The organism is Bacteroides sp. GM023 (genome assembly GCF_014750685.1).
GTDB lineage: Bacteria > Bacteroidota > Bacteroidia > Bacteroidales > Bacteroidaceae > Bacteroides.
Map to the genome: position 1 here is coordinate 94,591 of NZ_JAAXGE010000006.1, position 17,702 is coordinate 112,292.

The 17,702-nt window shown below is 42.3% G+C and carries 11 protein-coding genes and 1 pseudogene; 6 read left to right on the forward strand and 6 right to left on the reverse strand.

The genetic code is table 11. The features are described from left to right. The first annotated feature begins 11 nt into the window (after window positions 1-11). From HC965_RS14120 to HC965_RS14140, 5 genes are all read left to right on the forward strand, one after another. A complete protein-coding gene (locus tag HC965_RS14120; RefSeq protein WP_191032069.1) occupies window positions 12-1,892 on the forward strand; it encodes a DUF5123 domain-containing protein in 1,881 nt (626 codons plus the stop codon). Window positions 1,893-1,966: 74 nt separating this feature from the next. After that, on the forward strand, window positions 1,967-3,610 hold the full coding sequence (locus tag HC965_RS14125) for a pectinesterase family protein (protein WP_191032070.1): 1,644 nt from the start codon (window positions 1,967-1,969) through the stop codon (window positions 3,608-3,610). Window positions 3,611-3,707: 97 nt separating this feature from the next. Then, on the forward strand, window positions 3,708-5,282 hold the full coding sequence (locus HC965_RS14130; protein ID WP_191032071.1) for a pectate lyase: 1,575 nt from the start codon (window positions 3,708-3,710) through the stop codon (window positions 5,280-5,282). Between the two features lie 34 nt (window positions 5,283-5,316). After that, window positions 5,317-6,984 (forward strand): polysaccharide lyase family 1 protein, encoded by a 1,668-nt coding sequence (locus HC965_RS14135; protein WP_191032072.1) that lies wholly within the window; start codon window positions 5,317-5,319, stop codon window positions 6,982-6,984. Window positions 6,985-7,019: 35 nt separating this feature from the next. Beyond that, window positions 7,020-8,516, forward strand: coding sequence for a pectate lyase (locus HC965_RS14140; protein ID WP_191032073.1), 1,497 nt, complete (start codon window positions 7,020-7,022; stop codon window positions 8,514-8,516). A 112-nt stretch (window positions 8,517-8,628) separates the two neighbouring features. On the opposite strand, the gene HC965_RS14145 is transcribed toward HC965_RS14140, so the two are convergent. After that, a complete protein-coding gene (locus HC965_RS14145) occupies window positions 8,629-13,200 on the reverse strand; it encodes a two-component regulator propeller domain-containing protein (protein ID WP_191032074.1) in 4,572 nt (1,523 codons plus the stop codon). Window positions 13,201-13,281: 81 nt separating this feature from the next. Beyond that, complete coding sequence (locus HC965_RS14150) at window positions 13,282-13,755, reverse strand: hypothetical protein (RefSeq protein ID WP_191032075.1); 474 nt, start codon at window positions 13,753-13,755, stop codon at window positions 13,282-13,284. Window positions 13,756-14,466: 711 nt separating this feature from the next. Here HC965_RS14150 and HC965_RS14155 point away from each other — a divergent pair. After that, window positions 14,467-15,024, forward strand: coding sequence for a GNAT family N-acetyltransferase (locus HC965_RS14155; protein ID WP_191032076.1), 558 nt, complete (start codon window positions 14,467-14,469; stop codon window positions 15,022-15,024). A 109-nt stretch (window positions 15,025-15,133) separates the two neighbouring features. Here the strand turns inward: HC965_RS14155 and HC965_RS14160 are convergent, their stop codons facing one another. The 4 genes and pseudogenes from HC965_RS14160 to HC965_RS26865 form a co-directional block, all read right to left on the reverse strand. Continuing rightward, window positions 15,134-15,448: a nucleotidyltransferase domain-containing protein gene (locus HC965_RS14160; RefSeq protein ID WP_191032077.1), complete on the reverse strand. Its 315-nt coding sequence runs from the start codon at window positions 15,446-15,448 to the stop codon at window positions 15,134-15,136. Window positions 15,449-15,742: 294 nt separating this feature from the next. After that, on the reverse strand, window positions 15,743-16,393 hold the full coding sequence (locus HC965_RS14165) for a hypothetical protein (protein ID WP_191032078.1): 651 nt from the start codon (window positions 16,391-16,393) through the stop codon (window positions 15,743-15,745). Between the two features lie 21 nt (window positions 16,394-16,414). Next, complete coding sequence (locus HC965_RS14170; RefSeq protein ID WP_191032079.1) at window positions 16,415-17,296, reverse strand: hypothetical protein; 882 nt, start codon at window positions 17,294-17,296, stop codon at window positions 16,415-16,417. A 276-nt stretch (window positions 17,297-17,572) separates the two neighbouring features. Further along, window positions 17,573-17,677: pseudogene (locus tag HC965_RS26865) on the reverse strand (VOC family protein); the annotation flags it as partial. Between the last annotated feature and the right edge of the window lie 25 nt (window positions 17,678-17,702).

Genomic DNA, 17,702 nt, shown 5'->3' on the forward strand with positions numbered 1-17,702 from the left:
AAAATCGTAAAATGATGAAGAATATAAAAAACATATTGAGAACGGGAGCTTTCATGCTCCTTGCCTCTCTAGCTGTATCTTCGTGTACAGAGAAAAGTGATTGGGACATCGACTCTTCTTACAGCCGTCCTTTCGGAACTGACGAAAACGGAATCGGTGTAGAAATAGACAGCAAAGTAGCCAGAGCGGTAGTGACATGGAGTTCAACACCGAGCACGAACTATTATCTTATCGAAATCAGTCCGAACGAGATGACGGATGATACTCCGATGGGGGCGGACGAAAACGACAGCCAGGTTTATGGTAATGATCCTGCAAACCGTATCACGAAGTCACCTTATACCATAGATGACCTGACTGCAAATACGACTTATTACCTGCGCATAAAATCGGTTTCTGGCGAGAAGGAATCTCGTTGGGTAAACTATAAAAAGACTTTCTCTTCAGTGAAGGAAGAAGCAATCTTGAATATCCCGTCTTCTGAAGACTTGCCGCAAGGTCAGGGAAAAGTACGTATGTCATGGGAAGCCGGATTGGCAGTAGACCATTTCGAGATTGTGGCAACCGGTTCAACAGATGTAACTTCACGTGACATATCTTCTGCCGAAGTTGCAGCAGGTGAAGCATGGGTTGAAAATCTGAAATCGTTCACTGAATATACAATCAGTATCTATAACGGAAATACTTTGCGTGGTTCGCAAACTGTTACTATTCCGGGATTGGAAATCGAATCTACAATCAGTGATATCACTGCTAACTCTGCTGTATTCTCTTGGGAAGAAACAGTCGATGTAGACGAATATGCTTGTGTACCTTCTACTGAAGGAGTACCTGAATCGGGAACTAAATTATCAGCAGGAGACATTGATGCACATAAAGTTACGATCACAGGCTTGGCTTCCAGCACAGAATATACAGCTTATGCATTTGCAAACGGCTCTATCTGTTCTCGTATCACCTTTACAACGAAGAAGGGTAAGCCGACTGATTATACTCAAATGACATGGGAAGACGCTCTTGCCAATTGGGATAACCTGTCAGGAAAAGTTCTTATCAATGTTTCCGGTACAGAAGGATTCGCACAAGAGAAAGAAAGTATAGCATCAGGTGTTACTAATTTAATGTTCTGGGGTGATAGTCAAAACGGCCAAGTTGATATGACTATTAAAAAAGGAATTGGCGCCAGCGGAGTATGTGATAAAGTAGAATTCCATAATCTAAATATTACAGACGAAGGAAATACAACTTTAATATATCAAAACGGTGCATCAGGCTGTATCAAAGAAATTGGAGTCACATCATGTACAATTACCAATATTCGCGGTATTGTTCGTATGAATGCAAGTACAAGTGATGCTATGTCTGTTATCATTGACGATTGTGTTATAAAGGGATTGGGAAGGGCTGCAACATCTAATCTTTACGGATTGCTTCTTTCTGACAAAGTTACCTTGACTTCTATCAATTTAATGATTTCCAACACTTCTGTCATTGTAGCTAAGGGGGCTTCTGCATCCCAGTTCATAAGACATAAGTCTGGACAAACCGGTACGGTAACGATTAAGGATTGCACATTCTATGATATGGCTGGAACTGATGCTTTCTGCAGAGATACTAAAGATATGACTATGACCATATCAAATACTCTGTTCGCTAAAGGTGGAGTTAAACCTTTCTACAATACAAGTTCTGTTGCTACATCTCTGAATATTAATGGCTTGTACAAGGCTTCCGACTTCACATTCGGTGCTGTTGATTGGGGAAAAGATTACACGAATATTCCTTTAACTTCCGACCAACTCTTCCCTAACGGTGCAAGTGAAGATTTAACTTTTGGAGCAGACGTACCCGTAGAATACAAAGCCATCGGTGACCAACGTTGGAACAAATAACTAAATAAAACCACAAGGTTCTTCGTCAGAAACAAGACCTGACGAAGAGCCTTCTCTAAAAAGCAACAGATATTATGAATACAAATTCAATCTATACAATAAGTAAATACTTACTTCTGTTCTTGCTGATTTTCACAGGAGTTGCTTGTAGCGACAACGATGATGCAGAAGACACAAGCATCCCTGTTCTGATTTCACAGAACATAAATGAAGGTGATGTAGTAGGCCCGAACGGATATGTAGAACTGACTTTCAGCAAAGCTATGCGCCAAGCACCGGATACGGAAATCTACTTCAACGGGGGAATAGTACGTGTATCTATCAACTACGAAAGAGTACGTTATACATTCTCGGGCATGGAGAATAAAGAATGTACGTTCGAGATTCCTGCCGGAGCATTGACTGATATGCAGGGAAAAGCTTATGATGAAGACTTTTTTCTTAGCTTCACAGCAAAATCAGAGATTTCGGGTGGTGGAAAAGTATTTGACGCAGTAGTCGATTCAAAAGGAAATGGGGACTTTACAACCATTCAAGCTGCTATTGATGCCGCTTCCGGAGAAAAAACCAGCCCTTATAAAATCTTCATCACTAATGGTTCATACAATGAATGTATCCGAATCACTAAGAACAAGACTTTTATTCATCTGATTGGTGAAAGCCGCGATGGTGTGAAGATTCAGTACGCTTTGAACCGTGTAGGAAGTTACAACGATGAAGCTCAGGATGGCGCCACAGACGATGCATGGAAGTACTCCAGTAATAATGTAAATTCTGCCGCTCGTAAAGCAGGATACACCAAAGACCAAAACTGCGTTGTTTTAGTTGAAGCTACAGATTTCTATGCAGAGAATCTCTCAATCATCAATCTTTACGGTGCATTACCCAGCCGCTACACAGGTGGTTTAGGCAAAGACGGACAAGCTGAAGCGTTGATTACACGTAACGACCGCTCCTCTTTATACAATTGCGTACTCGTATCTTTCCAGGATACATGGTGGTGTCGCCATACTGCTTACTCTGAAAATCTAGCTTACCTCAACAATACCTTGATAGAAGGTCGTACCGACTATATTTGGGGAAGTGGCAATGTATTTATAGAAAACAGTAAGTTCTATAATACAGGAGATGGCGCTTACATAACCGCATCCGGCGAAACTGGAACTTGGGGATTCATAATGAAAGACTGTACTGTGGATGGCGAAAACGGCATCACTGCCTTCTCATTCGGACGCCCGTACAAGCCAAATACGAAGACTGTTTGGATTAACACTACGCTAAAGATGGATATTGTAGCTCCACACTGGTCTTCCTGGTCAAGCATTCCTGCACTTTACGGTGAATACAATACGGTTGATAAAAACGGGGCAGTCATTTCTACAGAAGGCAAAACTGTTGGAAGCGGTGATAATCAATTCGTCAGTTCAGTACTTACAGCGTCAGAAGCAGCTAATTACACTTATGAAAAGATTGTGAGAGCCAATAGCTGGAATCCGAAAGAATATATGGAAACTCCTCTTGCAGCACCGACCAACGTCAAGCTGAGTGGAAACGAGCTGTCATGGGATGCCGTATCAGGCGCTGCCGGTTACCTCATCTTTATGAACGGTAACTACGCAGGTCAGACTACTGACACTACCGTTACGCTGACTAACACCGACGAAGGCAATATCTATACAGTGAAAACTGTATGCCAGTACGGTACAGTAAGCGAATAAAAAAAACAACAAGATTTAATAAAGAGTTCTTTGTCACATCATCAGTAAATACAGTGTATGAGACAAAGAACTCTGTTTTTTAAAAGATAATATTTGTATGCTCGATTTTATTAAAATGGGATTGGTATGCTTCTGCCTGCTCAACCTGACGGTTGCCTGCAGCAGCGAAGACCCAAGCACTACCGATGAGACACCGGGACAAAGTACCGGTAACGGTGGTAACGAAAACGAAGGCGGTGAAGATACACCTGACGAAACGCGCTATGCCTTTCCGGGCGCTTATGGCGCAGGACGTTACACCACCGGCGGTGCAGGCGGAACTGTCTATACGGTAAATTCGCTTGATGACAACATGGCACCAGGAACACTACGCTACGCATTAAACCGTACCGGAAAACGTACGATTGTATTTGCCGTCAGCGGATTGATAGAACTACAAAGTCCCCTGAAGATAACCAACGGAGATGTAACAATCGCCGGACAGAGTGCACCGGGTGACGGTATCTGTCTGAAAGGACATCCCGTATCCGTACAGGCAGACAACGTAATCATCCGTTTCATGCGCTTCCGCATGGGCTCGGACAACTTTACGACAGAAAAGGAAGCAGACAGTGGCGACGCTTTATGGGGAAAACAACATAAAGACATTATTATCGACCATTGCTCCATGAGCTGGAGTACCGACGAATGTGCTTCTTTCTATGACAACACCAATTTCACGATGCAATGGTGCATTATCAGCGAAAGCCTGAATCGTTCGGTACACACCAAAGGGAATCATGGTTATGGTGGTATTTGGGGTGGTTCACCCGCTACATTCCATCACAACCTGTTGGCTCATCACAGTAGCCGTACACCGCGTCTATGTGGCAGCCGCTACACCGGAAAACCGGAAAACGAAAAAGTCGATTTACGCAATAATGTATTCTACAACTGGGGACCAACCAATGGCGGTTATGCCGGAGAAGGCGGAAGTTATAACTTCGTGAACAACTACTACAAACCCGGTCCCGTTACCAACACCAAAAAAAACATTGTAAACCGTATCTTCCAACCGAACGGTGATGACGGTTCAAATAAAAACGTCTTGGGAGTATGGGGTAGCTTTTACCTGAAAGGAAACTACTTCGACGGCACATGTCCCAAATTGGAATCAGAATATCAATCTCTGCTTACTTCCGTAAACAACGACAACTGGGTAGGATTACAACCCAATGAAACGGAAACAGCGCCACTTCCCAATGGAGGAAAAACAGCTATTCAATCAAATAGTGAATTTACAATTGGTGAAGATGCATCCGAATTTACGCAGTCGGCCAAAGACGCCTACAATTCAGTCTTAAAATATGCCGGAGCTTCCTTGAAGTATGACAATGTCGATAAACGTATCATAGCCAATGTTGTCAACGGAGATTATACAGCCAATGGTAGCAATGGCAGTGAATATGGTCTTATCGATAAAGCCAGTGACGTAGGTGGTTGGCCTGAATATCCCAAAGTAGAAGGTCCGAAAGACACAGACGGCGACGGTATCCCCGACGAATGGGAAACAGCTCACGGTCTGAATCCGAAAAGTGCCGCCGACGGTGCTAAATACACATTGAGCAAAGTATATACCAACCTGGAAGTTTACCTTAACAGCCTGGTAGAAAACTTATACCCTGCCAAATAAGATTCTTTATCTCCCTCAAACACTTCAAAAGATTATGAAACAGAAAATATCATTGTTTTATCTAGCCATACTCTTCGGTATGACAGGATTGTGCACAGTATCGTGTTCTTCCGATAATCCTACAGATGACCCGGGCGGAGGGACAAACAATCCCGGTGATTCGTCTTCCGACATCAAGCAACTGGATTACGGTTCACTTCTTGCTTTCCCCTATGCCGAAGGTCATGGTCGCAACACCACCGGCGGACGTGGTGGTAAAGTCTACCATGTGACCAGTCTTGACGACGACGCAAGCGGAAGCACCAGCGGAACGCTACGTTGGGCAATGAAACAAGACGGTCCTAAGACGATTGTATTCGACGTATCAGGTACTATCTATCTGAAAGCGGAACTGAGAACGCAAAAAGACAACCTGACTATTGCCGGACAAACCTCACCCGGTGGAATCTGTATAGCCAGTTATCCTTTCACCATCAATTCCAGTAATGTCATTATCCGCTTCATTCGTTTTCGCCCCGGAAACAAAGACGTGGACTGTGACGGATTGGGCGGGTCCGACAAACAGAATATCATCATCGACCACTGTTCAGTAAGCTGGGGCAGCGACGAATGTCTTTCTGTTTACGGTATGCAAAACTCTACCGTACAATGGTGTATCGCTTCTCAAGCCTTGCGTGTCACTGACGCAAAGATAGCAGCCGCAGCCGATGGCAAATTTGCCGCACACGGATATGGCGGCAACTGGGGTGGAAACTACGCATCCTACCATCACAACCTGATAGCTCATTGTGAAAGCCGTGTTCCCCGTCTTGGCCCGCGCTACACTACATTGGCATTGAACAACAACGATGGAGAGTGCGTAGATATGCGCAACAACGTTTACTACAACTGGGGTGGTGAAGGATGTTACGGCGGTGAAGCCCAGCATGTCAACATCGTAAACAACTACTACAAGCCAGGCCCCGGCACCGATGATACCGGTAAGGCAGACCGTGCTTACCGCATCGCCAAGCCGGACGTATATCCGGTGAATTACTCCGGCGCAGCTTATGCCAAATGGCTTCAAACCTGGGGCAAGTTCTATATCAACGGAAACAAGATAGTAGGTAATACCGAAGTAAGCAACGACAACTGGACAAAAGGTGTATTTGCTCAAATGGACAACAAAAATTGCGGAACCACCGGATTGTGGGACCAACATACTGAAATAAAATCAAGCTCACTGGTAGTTGAAGCAGGCAAAGTTACAACTCACACGGCAGATATAGCTTATGAACGCGTAATGTCATACGTAGGAGCCAGCAACTATCGGGATAAAGTCGATGAATTAATAATCAGCGATGTAAAAAACAGGGCTGCAAGCAGTACGGGTGACGCTAGTAAGTGGAAAGATTATATTGGTTACTCACAGAACAAAAGAGGATATATCAACTATCCGTCAGACGCTTGTGACGCTTTAGGAGTTAGCGACCCTTACAATGTCCTGAAATCCGTGACTAACGCCAACGTAAAAGACACGGACGGTGACGGTATCCCCGATTACTGGGAAGAAGAATATGGCTTGAATCCCAAGAAATCGGCGGACGGCAAAGAAACGACTATCGACAAAAACGGAAAGTACACCAACCTGGAAATGTATCTTAACAGCCTGGTACACGAAATCATGGTAAATGGTGCAGCAGGTGGTAGCGTTGTGGAATAATTTTAGTAAATTCGAAGTCTAAAAGATAAGTAAGAATGAAAAAGAATATAATAGCAATCTGTAGCTTTGTACTGGCTTTTCCCTTGTTGGGACAAGCCATGCAACCGGCCCTTTCGGGTGAAAAGACAACGAAGGAGTATCCCGTTCCCGACCGCTCAAAAATAGTAGCTTTTCCAGGTGCCGACGGCGCCGGAAAATATACCACAGGCGGAGCCGGTGGTGCTGTCTATACAGTCACTTCACTAGCCGATGACGGTTCCGAAGGAACTTTCCGCTGGGCTGTCAGCAAGAAAGGTCCCCGCACCATCGTCTTTGCCGTCAGCGGCATCATTGAACTGCAAAAGGCGCTGAAACTGAATAACGGTGACGTAACTATCGCCGGACAGACAGCTCCGGGAGACGGTATCTGTCTGAAAAACTACACGTTCTCTATTCAGGCAGACAATGTAATTGTCCGCTTTATCCGTTCACGCATGGGAGTAGACATCAAGCAGAAAGGTGACGATGCCATGAACGGAACGAAAGCTCACAAGAACATCATCATCGACCACTGTTCTCTGAGTTGGTGTACAGACGAATGTGCCACTTTCTATGATAACAGTAACTTCACTCTCCAATGGTGTCTTATCAGCGAAAGTCTCGCCAACTCCATCCATGAGAAAGGAGCGCACGGCTACGGTGGTATTTGGGGCGGACAGCCTGCCACTTTTCACCATAACTTGCTGGCTCATCATACCAACCGCACTCCCCGCCTTTGCGGAAGCCGCTATACCGGCAAACCGGAAGATGAAAAGGTGGAACTGTTCAACAACGTGATATACAACTACGGAAGCGACGGAGCATATGCCGGCGAAGGGGGTTCTTACAACTTTATCAACAACTACTACAAGCCCGGTCCATTCAGCGCAACGAAAGGTGCTTTCAAACGCTTATTCACCGCTTACGCCGATGATGGTAAGAACAATAATGCAGCAGGTGTTCACGGCGTATTCTACTTCAATGGCAACTACATGGACCCTACCTGTTCAAAGTTGACGGACAAGCAAAAAGAAGCCCTCTACAAAGTAAATATGGACAACTCTTACGGCCTAGTCATCAAAAAAGACTTTGCAACCGAAAAAGAAGTGTTATCAAAAAAAGCATTTGATATAGCGGAACATATTTCACTGCAACCGGCAAAGAAAGCCTATAAGGACGTTCTCCAATTTGCAGGTGCTTCCTATCGTCGTGATGCCGTAGACCAGCGTATCGTAGAAGAGACACGCAAAGGCACTTATACCTACGAAGGCTCTCACGGAAGTACGAATGGAATGGTCGACCAACCGTCTGATGTAGGCGGATGGCCTGAATATAAATCAGAACCGGCTTTGACAGATACAGACGGCGACGGTATTCCTGATGAATGGGAAAAGAAACACAACCTGAATCCCAATGACCCGTCAGACGGAGCGAAATATACTTTAAGCCCGGAATATACCAACCTGGAAATGTATATGAACAGCCTGGTCAATCATTTATACCCTAAAAAGTAACTTCAGGTAATAAGAATGATTCCTATAAAAAAAGACTGTATCAAAAGCAAGTGATTACTATCCTGCTTCTGATACAGTCTTTTCCTTTTATTCTTATTCTTTTCTTTTATTCTTATCTCCCTACTTTCTCCCGATACTCCGTAGGCGTCATACCGACTTGTGCCTTGAAGCATTTACTGAAATAACGCGGGTCATTAATACCGACCATATACGAAATCTGCGTCATGTTAAATTCTCCCGTTTCTATTAATTGGGTGGCACGCTTGATACGCATCTCTTTGATAAACTCGATAGGTGCCAATCCGGTAAGCGTTTTCAGTTTCTTGAAGAACACAGAACGGCTGACAGCCAGTTCACGTACCAAATCATCCACTACCAATTCCCCATTATCCATATTCCGTTCCATCAACTCTACCAACTTATCCATAAACTTACGGTCGTTAGGAGACATTTCAAGAGTCGGAGGAGCAACCTCAGGCGCAGCTTCAACTGTTGTCCCCTCTTCTACCGATGCCGATGTCGTAGCCACATCCGCAGTCGCAGAAATATCTTCTTGAGTGACCGCGACATTGATATGCATCAAACTATCCCGGTAGAAAGTTTGCAGTTTCCTGCGCTGCATCAGCAAGTTTTCAACACGGGCTTGCAGATAAGTAGCGCTGAAAGGTTTCGTGATATAATCATCCGCACCATATTCCAGTCCTTCCAACTTACTTTCAATCGTTGTCTTAGCAGTAAGCAGAATAATCGGTATATGGCTCGTCGTCATATCCGCCCTCAATTCCCGTGTCATTTCGATACCGTCTTTCTCCGGCATCATCACGTCACTGATAATAATATCCGGCAGATACTTCAAAGCCTTATCCCGTCCTTCCACTCCATCGGCAGCTTCTATCACCCTATATATCGGAGAGAAAATACTACGCAGGAATACACGCAACTCCTGATTATCTTCCACCAGCAGCATAAGCTCCTTCGAGTTATTATCTTCCGCTTCTTCCGCCGTAACAGACGACGGTTCAGCAGTATCGGACACATCGTCCGCATCACCCATAGCCGCTTCCGTCTGAAGAGAAGAATTTGCTATGTCCACAATGCGCTCCATACTTACCGGAGTCTCGGAATCAGCCAAAATGAATTCTACTTCCTTATCATAGTGTTCTTTTCCTTTCAGGAAATCAATCTTGAAGCAACTCCCCTCGCCCAAACGGCTATCCACGGTAATCGTCGCCTTATGCATCTCCACCAGTTCTTTCACCAGTGAAAGCCCGATACCCGTACTTGCCTGATTGAAGATATTCGTATCCACCAAGTTCTCAAAACGGATGAACAGAGATTTCTTCTTGCTCTCCGCAATGCCAATGCCCTGGTCCTGCACTCCTATGGACACCATGTTTTCATCTTCACGGATAAAGACCGTTATCATCTTCCCGTTTGCCGTATATTTGAAAGCATTGGAAAGCAGATTGAACACAATCTTCTCCAACTTATCAGCATCTACCCAAAGATAAAGCGATTCATTTTCCGTCTGAAACAGGAAATCAATATGATGTTCTTCCGCCACCGACTCGAAGTTATCCATAATCTTGCGGACAAACGGCACCACGTTCAACCGCTGCACCTGCATCTTCATCTTCTTATTCTGAATCTTCCTGAAATCGAGAATCTGATTCACCAGGTGCAACATACGGTTCGTGTTCCGCTCTACCACCACCAACTGTTCACGCGCATCGGCAGGCAACCTGTCATTCTTCAACACCTGTTCCACCGGTCCGGAGATTAGCGTTAAAGGCGTGCGAAGCTCATGCGAGATATTCGTAAAGAAACGCAGCTTTATATCCGAAATCTGCTGTTCCACAGACACTTCATGCTTCAATCGGTAAATAGTAAACAGGATATAAACCGCCACAAGGATAATCAGCAACACAAAGCCGATATACAGGATATACGCCAACGGAGTTTCCCAAAACGAGGGTAAAACCGTTATATTCAGCGTGCGCTCGTTCTCCGCCCATGCCCCGTCACTATTGGTAGACCGGACACGGAACACATAATCGCCTTTCGGAAGATTGGTATACGTCACACTTCTCTGCTTATCCGCAAACGTCCACTGCTTCTCGAACCCATCGAGCATATAAGCATACTGTATATTTTGCGGATTCGTATAATCGAGTGCCGCATACTGGACAGAGAAAATATTCTCGTCATGCGAAAGCACCAGTTTTTCCGTATCATCCAAATCGACTTTCAGGATAGATTCCTTCCCCGGAGTGACATCCTCATTATTCACCATCAACTTACCGAAAACAATCGGCGGCACATAACTGCTTTTCCGTATCGAATCCGGATTGAACATAAACACCCCGTTACTCGTACCGAACATTACATTTCCCTTAGATGTGAGCACAGAAGCCGCCTCGCTGAAGCGAACCCGGAAACTGATACTTCGCTCGTCATAATTCTCGAAACGTTCCTCGGAAGGAATGAATTTACAGATTCCATTCTCCGTGCTGAGCCAAAGATTCTGCTTATGGTCTTCGCGAATAGAAAGCAATACGTCCGAAGAAAGCCCGTCGAGAACCGAGTAAGACTTGAACTCTCCGTGCCCGTCTTTGCTGATAGACAAGAGTTTATTCAATCCGCCACCGAAAGTAGCCAAATAAAGTTCTTTCTTTTTCGTCGGGATAATCCAGTGCACATCATTATTGCTCAAGCTGTTCGTATCATTAGGTACACGCGAGAAATGATGGAACTGTATATCTTCCGGCTTCTTGAAATTCTCGTCGAATGCAATAGCTCCCGTCGTCGTTCCTACCCACATACGCCCGTTATTGTCCGAAGTGATAAAGCGGGTTCTGTAACATAAGTCGATAGGATAACCTTTCAGATTATTGCGATGGTTGATGAAAAGAGTCTCCCCTTCCTGATTTTGAGTGATATAATTGATTCCGCCACCAAAGGTAGCCGCCCAGATGCGCCCGTGATGGTCTTCATACACACAATACACATTGTTGTCGCTTAGGCTATACATATCATCCTTTTCGTGTTGGTAGCGCGTCAACCGATACGACATACCCGTGGGAGAAGTTTGCCGGGCAGATATCAATCCGTTGCCTTTCGTAGCAATCCACATCGTCCCATTCGAATCCTGCATAATAAAATAAGCAGTCCCCTGCATCGGAGCGCCGGAAAGAGAAATCGTTCCGCTCTCCGTCAGATAACCTTTATAACGGCGGTTGGAATCATAGATACGCACGATTCCATCTTTCAGCCCCACCCATAGATTACCCAGTTTATCTTCACAGATGGCACGTGTCTCGTTACTCAACGATTCATATTCGTGAGGAACCGGAGTCAGCATGGAGAAAGGAACATTGCGGAAAGTCACCTTTTCCAATCCTTTTGAATGGGTACAAAGCCATAAGTTGCCTTGTTTATCCGAGAAAGCGATATGAATCTTATTAGAGAAACGCCAGTTATGACTATCCAAATCATCATAGAAAGGAACCAGGCAATTCCGCTCGCGGTCGAAGTATGAGAAACCGCCGCCATAAGGATGCACCCACAAATATCCGTTCACATCTTCGTGAATATGGAAGGCCGGACGAGAACGGTCGGCATTGCTATATTCCACTTTCATCTGTTCCCGCTTTACTACCCCGGTGGCAAGATTGAAATGAACCACCACACCGAGCTCTTCCTGTTCCAACCAAATTTCCGAAGAACGGTCTACATACATAGAAAGAATCGGTTTATCGGGCAAATCCTTGCAAGTCACATGAGAGTAATGCACACTCGCTCCAGTTTTCAAATCATAGGTGAAGAAACCGTCCGTATCCGTTGCCATGACAGCCTTATCCTGTTCGGCATAGATAGCAGTGATATTGGCTTTGGTAGGTATTTCGAGTAGATGAAACTCACCGTTACTTTTCTGATAGCGCCACACTCTTCCTTTGTCCGAAGCAAAGCAGATGTCTTCGTCACGCTCCTGAACGGCATAAAAAGCCTGGTTCATTCCACCGGACTTCCCTTTGGTATCGACAAAGTAAGAAACCGGTGTCTTTTCACCGGGCGGTATCATTCCCAGTCCGTTATCAGTCAGCAGCCAGTCATTTCCGGCTTTATCTTCATAGACCTGATATACATGAGTGGCAGGAAACAGCCCCGACTTGCGGGAATAGATGTCAATATCCAGTTGATACCCTTTTTCGGGATTTGTGCTGACACGGATAGCTCCGTCGCTCTCGGTCAGCAGCCATACGACGCCATTCGGCAGCACTTTGATAGTCCCCACATAGTAGGTACTCCCCTCTTCACCGGCAGCAGGAACCTGCTCGAAAGTCTCGGTCTTCGGGTCAAAACGATGGACGCGATTATCATAGGTAAGCAGCCATATAAAACCATAGCGGTCCTCATACAAGCGGTCTACCCGGTTGTTTGTCAGGCTGATATAGTTTCCCTGACGTGCCTTATACGTCTTAAAGGTATATCCGTTGAAACGATTGATTCCATCCCAGGTAGCAAACCAAAGGTTATCTTTATGGTCCTGCAAGATGTTCATCACCGTGTTTTGGGACAATCCGTCTTCAGTAGAATAATGGGTAAAAAAACTGTTTGGCTGTGCCTGTGTCGTGAACACAATAGCCAGCAATAGAATCACTGATATTAAGGTTTTCTTCATCATATTACGCGGTTCTGTGGCGTAAAGATAGAAAAATAACAGCATTTTAATACTATCTTTTATCTGCTATTTCACAGAATCACGTCATTCCGTCGTTTGACCACCCTGTTTGGACGAGAAGTATCTTCTCCACAACTGTACCATCCAGTGGGTTGTCCGGGAAGCCAAAGATTCGTCCAATCTTGATATAACTGCTCTTTCGATTTTATGAACGCGCTCCAATTCTGTATCAATCACTTCCGACAACTTTTCTAATTCGGTAATTTTCCCTTGTTGATGGTTTATTTGTATCTCCTGCATCTTAATGACTTCACGATATATATCGTTCATAGTAGTCTGATTATAACAAAACATTTCCAAATCTTCCAAATAATCTATCGAAACCCGGCATGTCTTTCGCCAAATCAAGTATTCTTCAAGTATCTTACCGTTTACCCAAACTTCATCTCCTCTTTTACGAATTCCTTCAAATTTTTCCAATTCTACCCAAAGACGAATGGTCTCTTCCTTTATTCCATACTTTCGGGCGGCTGCTCCCAAACTAATCAATTCTGACATAGTGTTTGTTTTTAAGTGTGTTAATAATAAGGAGTAAATAACAGTATATCGAATGATAAAAGTAGCATTCATGCTTTCAGATTCCCAATCAGCATGCCACAGTGGTAGGGTTAGTCCATAAGTATTGAAAGACCGACCGGACATAAGAAAGGCATGAATGCTGTTGTATCATATATCCACCTTCAAGGCTAGCTACACCCTTCACAAGATAATGATATCAACAGACACCCACGCCATTCGTTTATATATAACACATCCTTTACGAATATGTTGACATACATCCGTTCACGTGGAGTATCTGTCGTATCATCCCCCTGCTATAAAAGTGGCTATTTTTGAAAGTGAGAGATAATACGTTTCCACTCCATTTAGAAATAAAAACCGCTTTCTGCCAATTCCATCTCGCTGATGGGCAGAAAGCGTACGACAAAGATATATCTTTTTTTTAATATAATGACAATACGGAGTGGAAATATGGAAGTAAATACAAGAAGTTTTGTATCAAGCGCAATGTATCAGGTATTCCATACAGAGAGAAATGTAAAGGTTTTAGTTAGTAATCATTGCTATTCCTAATATATTTAGTAAATTTGACAGCAATAAAGAGATATGATTCCCATATGACATATTTACAACTACCATATATTTATGGGCAAGGGTTCATACGAAAGAACAATTATTATTTTAATAATTTCACTAAAGACAAGAAGTATGCTGATTCATCTCGGAACTCAAACAATTGATACAAGAAGACTAATACTCAGAGCTTTTCATCATACAGATAATGATGATATGCTAACGTATTGGGTTAGTGATCCTAAAATTCAGTCGCTGTATTCAGAACCAACATATACAACAACAGAGGAAGTCAAAGAACTATTAGACAAATACATCAATTCGTATGGAAGGTCAGATTATTACCGATGGGCTATTGTAGAGAAAGAATCTAATATATGCATCGGACAAATTGCCATATTCCTTGTAGATAACAAAAATCATTTTTGTGAGATAGAATATGCTTTAGGCAGTAAATTCCATCGTAAAGGATATGCAACAGAAGCCGTAAAATCAATCTTGGATTTCAGCTTTAATAAATTGAATTTTAACAAAGTACAAGTTTGTCATAAAGAAGGTAATATAGCATCTCAAGGCGTTATTAGAAAATGTAATTTTACATATGAAGGAACTTTGCGTGACTTCTTTTATATGAATGGGAAATATATCAATCGTTTATATTATTCTATGCTCAAAGATGAATATGTAAAATAACAAAAGAATTCCCCCCTACGCATATAATTGGCTTCTTTTTATGTCAAATAAGCCCGTTCAAAACAATATTAAATCTAAGCAATACCGTGTTCGGGAGATAGTTCCTGTTTCATAATATGATTCCCTCATTCATTACGTTCAAAGAAAAAGGAGTCTGAAAAGGACGATTTTCCCATAACTTACGCAACATAATCATAGGGCTGATAATAACCCCCGATTTTACTTCCAATTCATAAAGCGGACGAATGATTTCCTGCTCACGTTCGGGAGTAAGCTGTGGCTCATCCACCAAAATAAGCAAGTCAATATCACTATCCGACCGTGCATCCCCACGAGCTTCCGAACCATAAAGTATGGCTTGGGCATTGGGAGCCACCTGCCGAAGAATATTGCGTATCATATCTACAATCTCGTTTCTTTTCATCCGTCATTCTCTTTTCTTTTCAAAGAATGTTTTTAAACGGAACAAATATAAGAATTATTATAGGGCATTACTTACTATTTTAGAAAAAACATTCTTATTCTCCGACTATAATAAGTGATTATTCGTGAACTATACAATGTCTTGAAAACATCTTTTATATCGAAATTTGCTTAATACACCAAGATCATGATTTTGAAAAATAAGAGAAAGGTTCCTTTTGGGAACCTTTTCAAAATAACGGATACATTAAAATCAAAATCCAAGCCTAAGAAAAGCATAAACTCATATATTCATTCAAAATGAATAAACAAGCCCCAATAAACAATCAATTCTATACATCTGAATGCGATTCCATTTTTCCGGTTTTACCGTTGACTTTTCATTATTAATTGTTATTCGATTTTTATTAAAGTTATTTGCAGCCAAACACGAAATTCCACCTCTTAAAGAAAGTCTCTTTAGCATCTCATACTCAAACATAAAATCCATATTTACAGCATATGAATTTGAAGTTGTTTTCATCTTTATTTCATTAGCACTGACACTCTTATAATGCATATATCCGATACCACATGTCAGACTTATCAGAAATGTTTTTTTCAAATGACGCCTTACTTCCAGTTGAGGAGCAATATAACTTATTTCTATATCATCAGCATACTTTGTTTCACCATCAATTAAATAGTTACCAGTAGTACAGAAGATGTTCCCTTTTAGTCCAACACCAATTTGTTTGTCTAAAAAATATAGCGCTTTTACATTAAGAGAATATCCACTGCTATATTCATTCCGATAATCCACTCCCAGGGGTGAAAGATTTGTTTTTCCGATTAATATACCTTTACCAGCTTCCGCAGATACAAGAATCCTTTGTACTGATTCGTTTTGTGCAATAGCAGATAATGCAATAATAAAGAGAAATACACATATAAGAAGCCTTTTCATCTTTAATAAATTAGTTATCAATTATTCTAAAGCATCAGTAGTATCATCACTAACCTTTTCCCATAATAGAGTACTATTACCACCAACTACTACGGACGAAATCAAAACTTGCTGCTCTTCTATACTTAAATCAGAACGTTCAACAACTCTAACATAACCTTCAGTATATTCCTTAATATTTTCTTCAGGCAATACTTCAGCTGTTGCCACATATCTCTCTATTACTTCACATTGTTGTGCATATTGAGGACGTACAGAACTTACATGACTAATAAATGTCTCATTATCAAGAAGAACATTCTCGTTTGGTACTATTGCAGAAATTTCGTTCTGTACTTCAATTTTCTGTTCACTTGATAACAGAAGATTTCGTTCTTCCATTTTATTCGAGATAGCAGTTAATAATTCATCATAGCTAGTTGTCTTCTCAAAAATCGCCGGATTTTCCATTTCTATTTCAGACAAGATTTCATTATGCAAATACCCTATACTATCTAGTCCTTCATATTGAGGACAAAATGCATATGCTTGTACGGTAAATGATTCGCATTTTTCAGTTGCTGTATAACTTTGGCGTTCAAGCAAGTACGCCACAGTTGCCGAACCCACAACCGCCCCCAGTAACATACCTATAAATCCACCATACTTTCCACCTGCTACAGCACCACAGCAATCTCCACACACTATAGCCTTTCCTCTCCTATGCCACCATGACCTCGTGCCTGAAACGGCGTGAAGTGCCAGGTAAGATTGACTGTACAAATCTAAATCCGAATTAAGTTTTGAATACACATCTTCGATTTCAGTTTTCTTCTTAACATCCATATTCGAATCTTCAGAAGAACAAGCTCCAATAAATAATAACGATGTAGCAATAACAGATACTAATAAATACTTTTTCATAAGATTAGTTTTTTAGTTAATACTTTGTTTGCATGTCGTTGCAATATAGTTAATTATTTTCTCATATCCAACAATTGCTACATATTTATTTTCAATCAATTACATTCATAAGAGAAGCATATTCTCCATAACTTTATTATCCAACTAGTAGTTTGTGATGTAATAGATTCCTCCTAGTTTGATATAATTGTATTTTCGATTATCTGAATCCGTTCTATCTATGCATCTATCACTTCCGCCATCTTTTCAATTGTTTCTATCATGTTTTTCATCGTTTTATTGCTTAAGCGGCGTATATAATTCGATGAGGTTTTCTTCCGGATCGTACAAATGAACCACACGCATTCCCCAACCGGGCATATCCATCGGCTCATTAATGAATTTCATATCCCTTTCGTTTTTAATT

What these genes read in the sequence shown, in the direction of transcription:
- HC965_RS14170 (WP_191032079.1), bottom strand. Translation starts at nt 17,296, where the DNA reads ATGAAAAAGTATTTATTAGTATCTGTTATTGCTACATCGTTATTATTT.
- HC965_RS14120 (WP_191032069.1), top strand. Translation starts at nt 12, where the DNA reads ATGATGAAGAATATAAAAAACATATTGAGAACGGGAGCTTTCATGCTC.
- HC965_RS14155 (WP_191032076.1), top strand. Translation starts at nt 14,467, where the DNA reads ATGCTGATTCATCTCGGAACTCAAACAATTGATACAAGAAGACTAATA.
- HC965_RS14165 (WP_191032078.1), bottom strand. Translation starts at nt 16,393, where the DNA reads ATGAAAAGGCTTCTTATATGTGTATTTCTCTTTATTATTGCATTATCT.
- HC965_RS14150 (WP_191032075.1), bottom strand. Translation starts at nt 13,755, where the DNA reads ATGTCAGAATTGATTAGTTTGGGAGCAGCCGCCCGAAAGTATGGAATA.
- HC965_RS14135 (WP_191032072.1), top strand. Translation starts at nt 5,317, where the DNA reads ATGAAACAGAAAATATCATTGTTTTATCTAGCCATACTCTTCGGTATG.
- HC965_RS14125 (WP_191032070.1), top strand. Translation starts at nt 1,967, where the DNA reads ATGAATACAAATTCAATCTATACAATAAGTAAATACTTACTTCTGTTC.
- HC965_RS14145 (WP_191032074.1), bottom strand. Translation starts at nt 13,200, where the DNA reads ATGATGAAGAAAACCTTAATATCAGTGATTCTATTGCTGGCTATTGTG.
- HC965_RS14140 (WP_191032073.1), top strand. Translation starts at nt 7,020, where the DNA reads ATGAAAAAGAATATAATAGCAATCTGTAGCTTTGTACTGGCTTTTCCC.
- HC965_RS14130 (WP_191032071.1), top strand. Translation starts at nt 3,708, where the DNA reads ATGCTCGATTTTATTAAAATGGGATTGGTATGCTTCTGCCTGCTCAAC.
- HC965_RS14160 (WP_191032077.1), bottom strand. Translation starts at nt 15,448, where the DNA reads ATGAAAAGAAACGAGATTGTAGATATGATACGCAATATTCTTCGGCAG.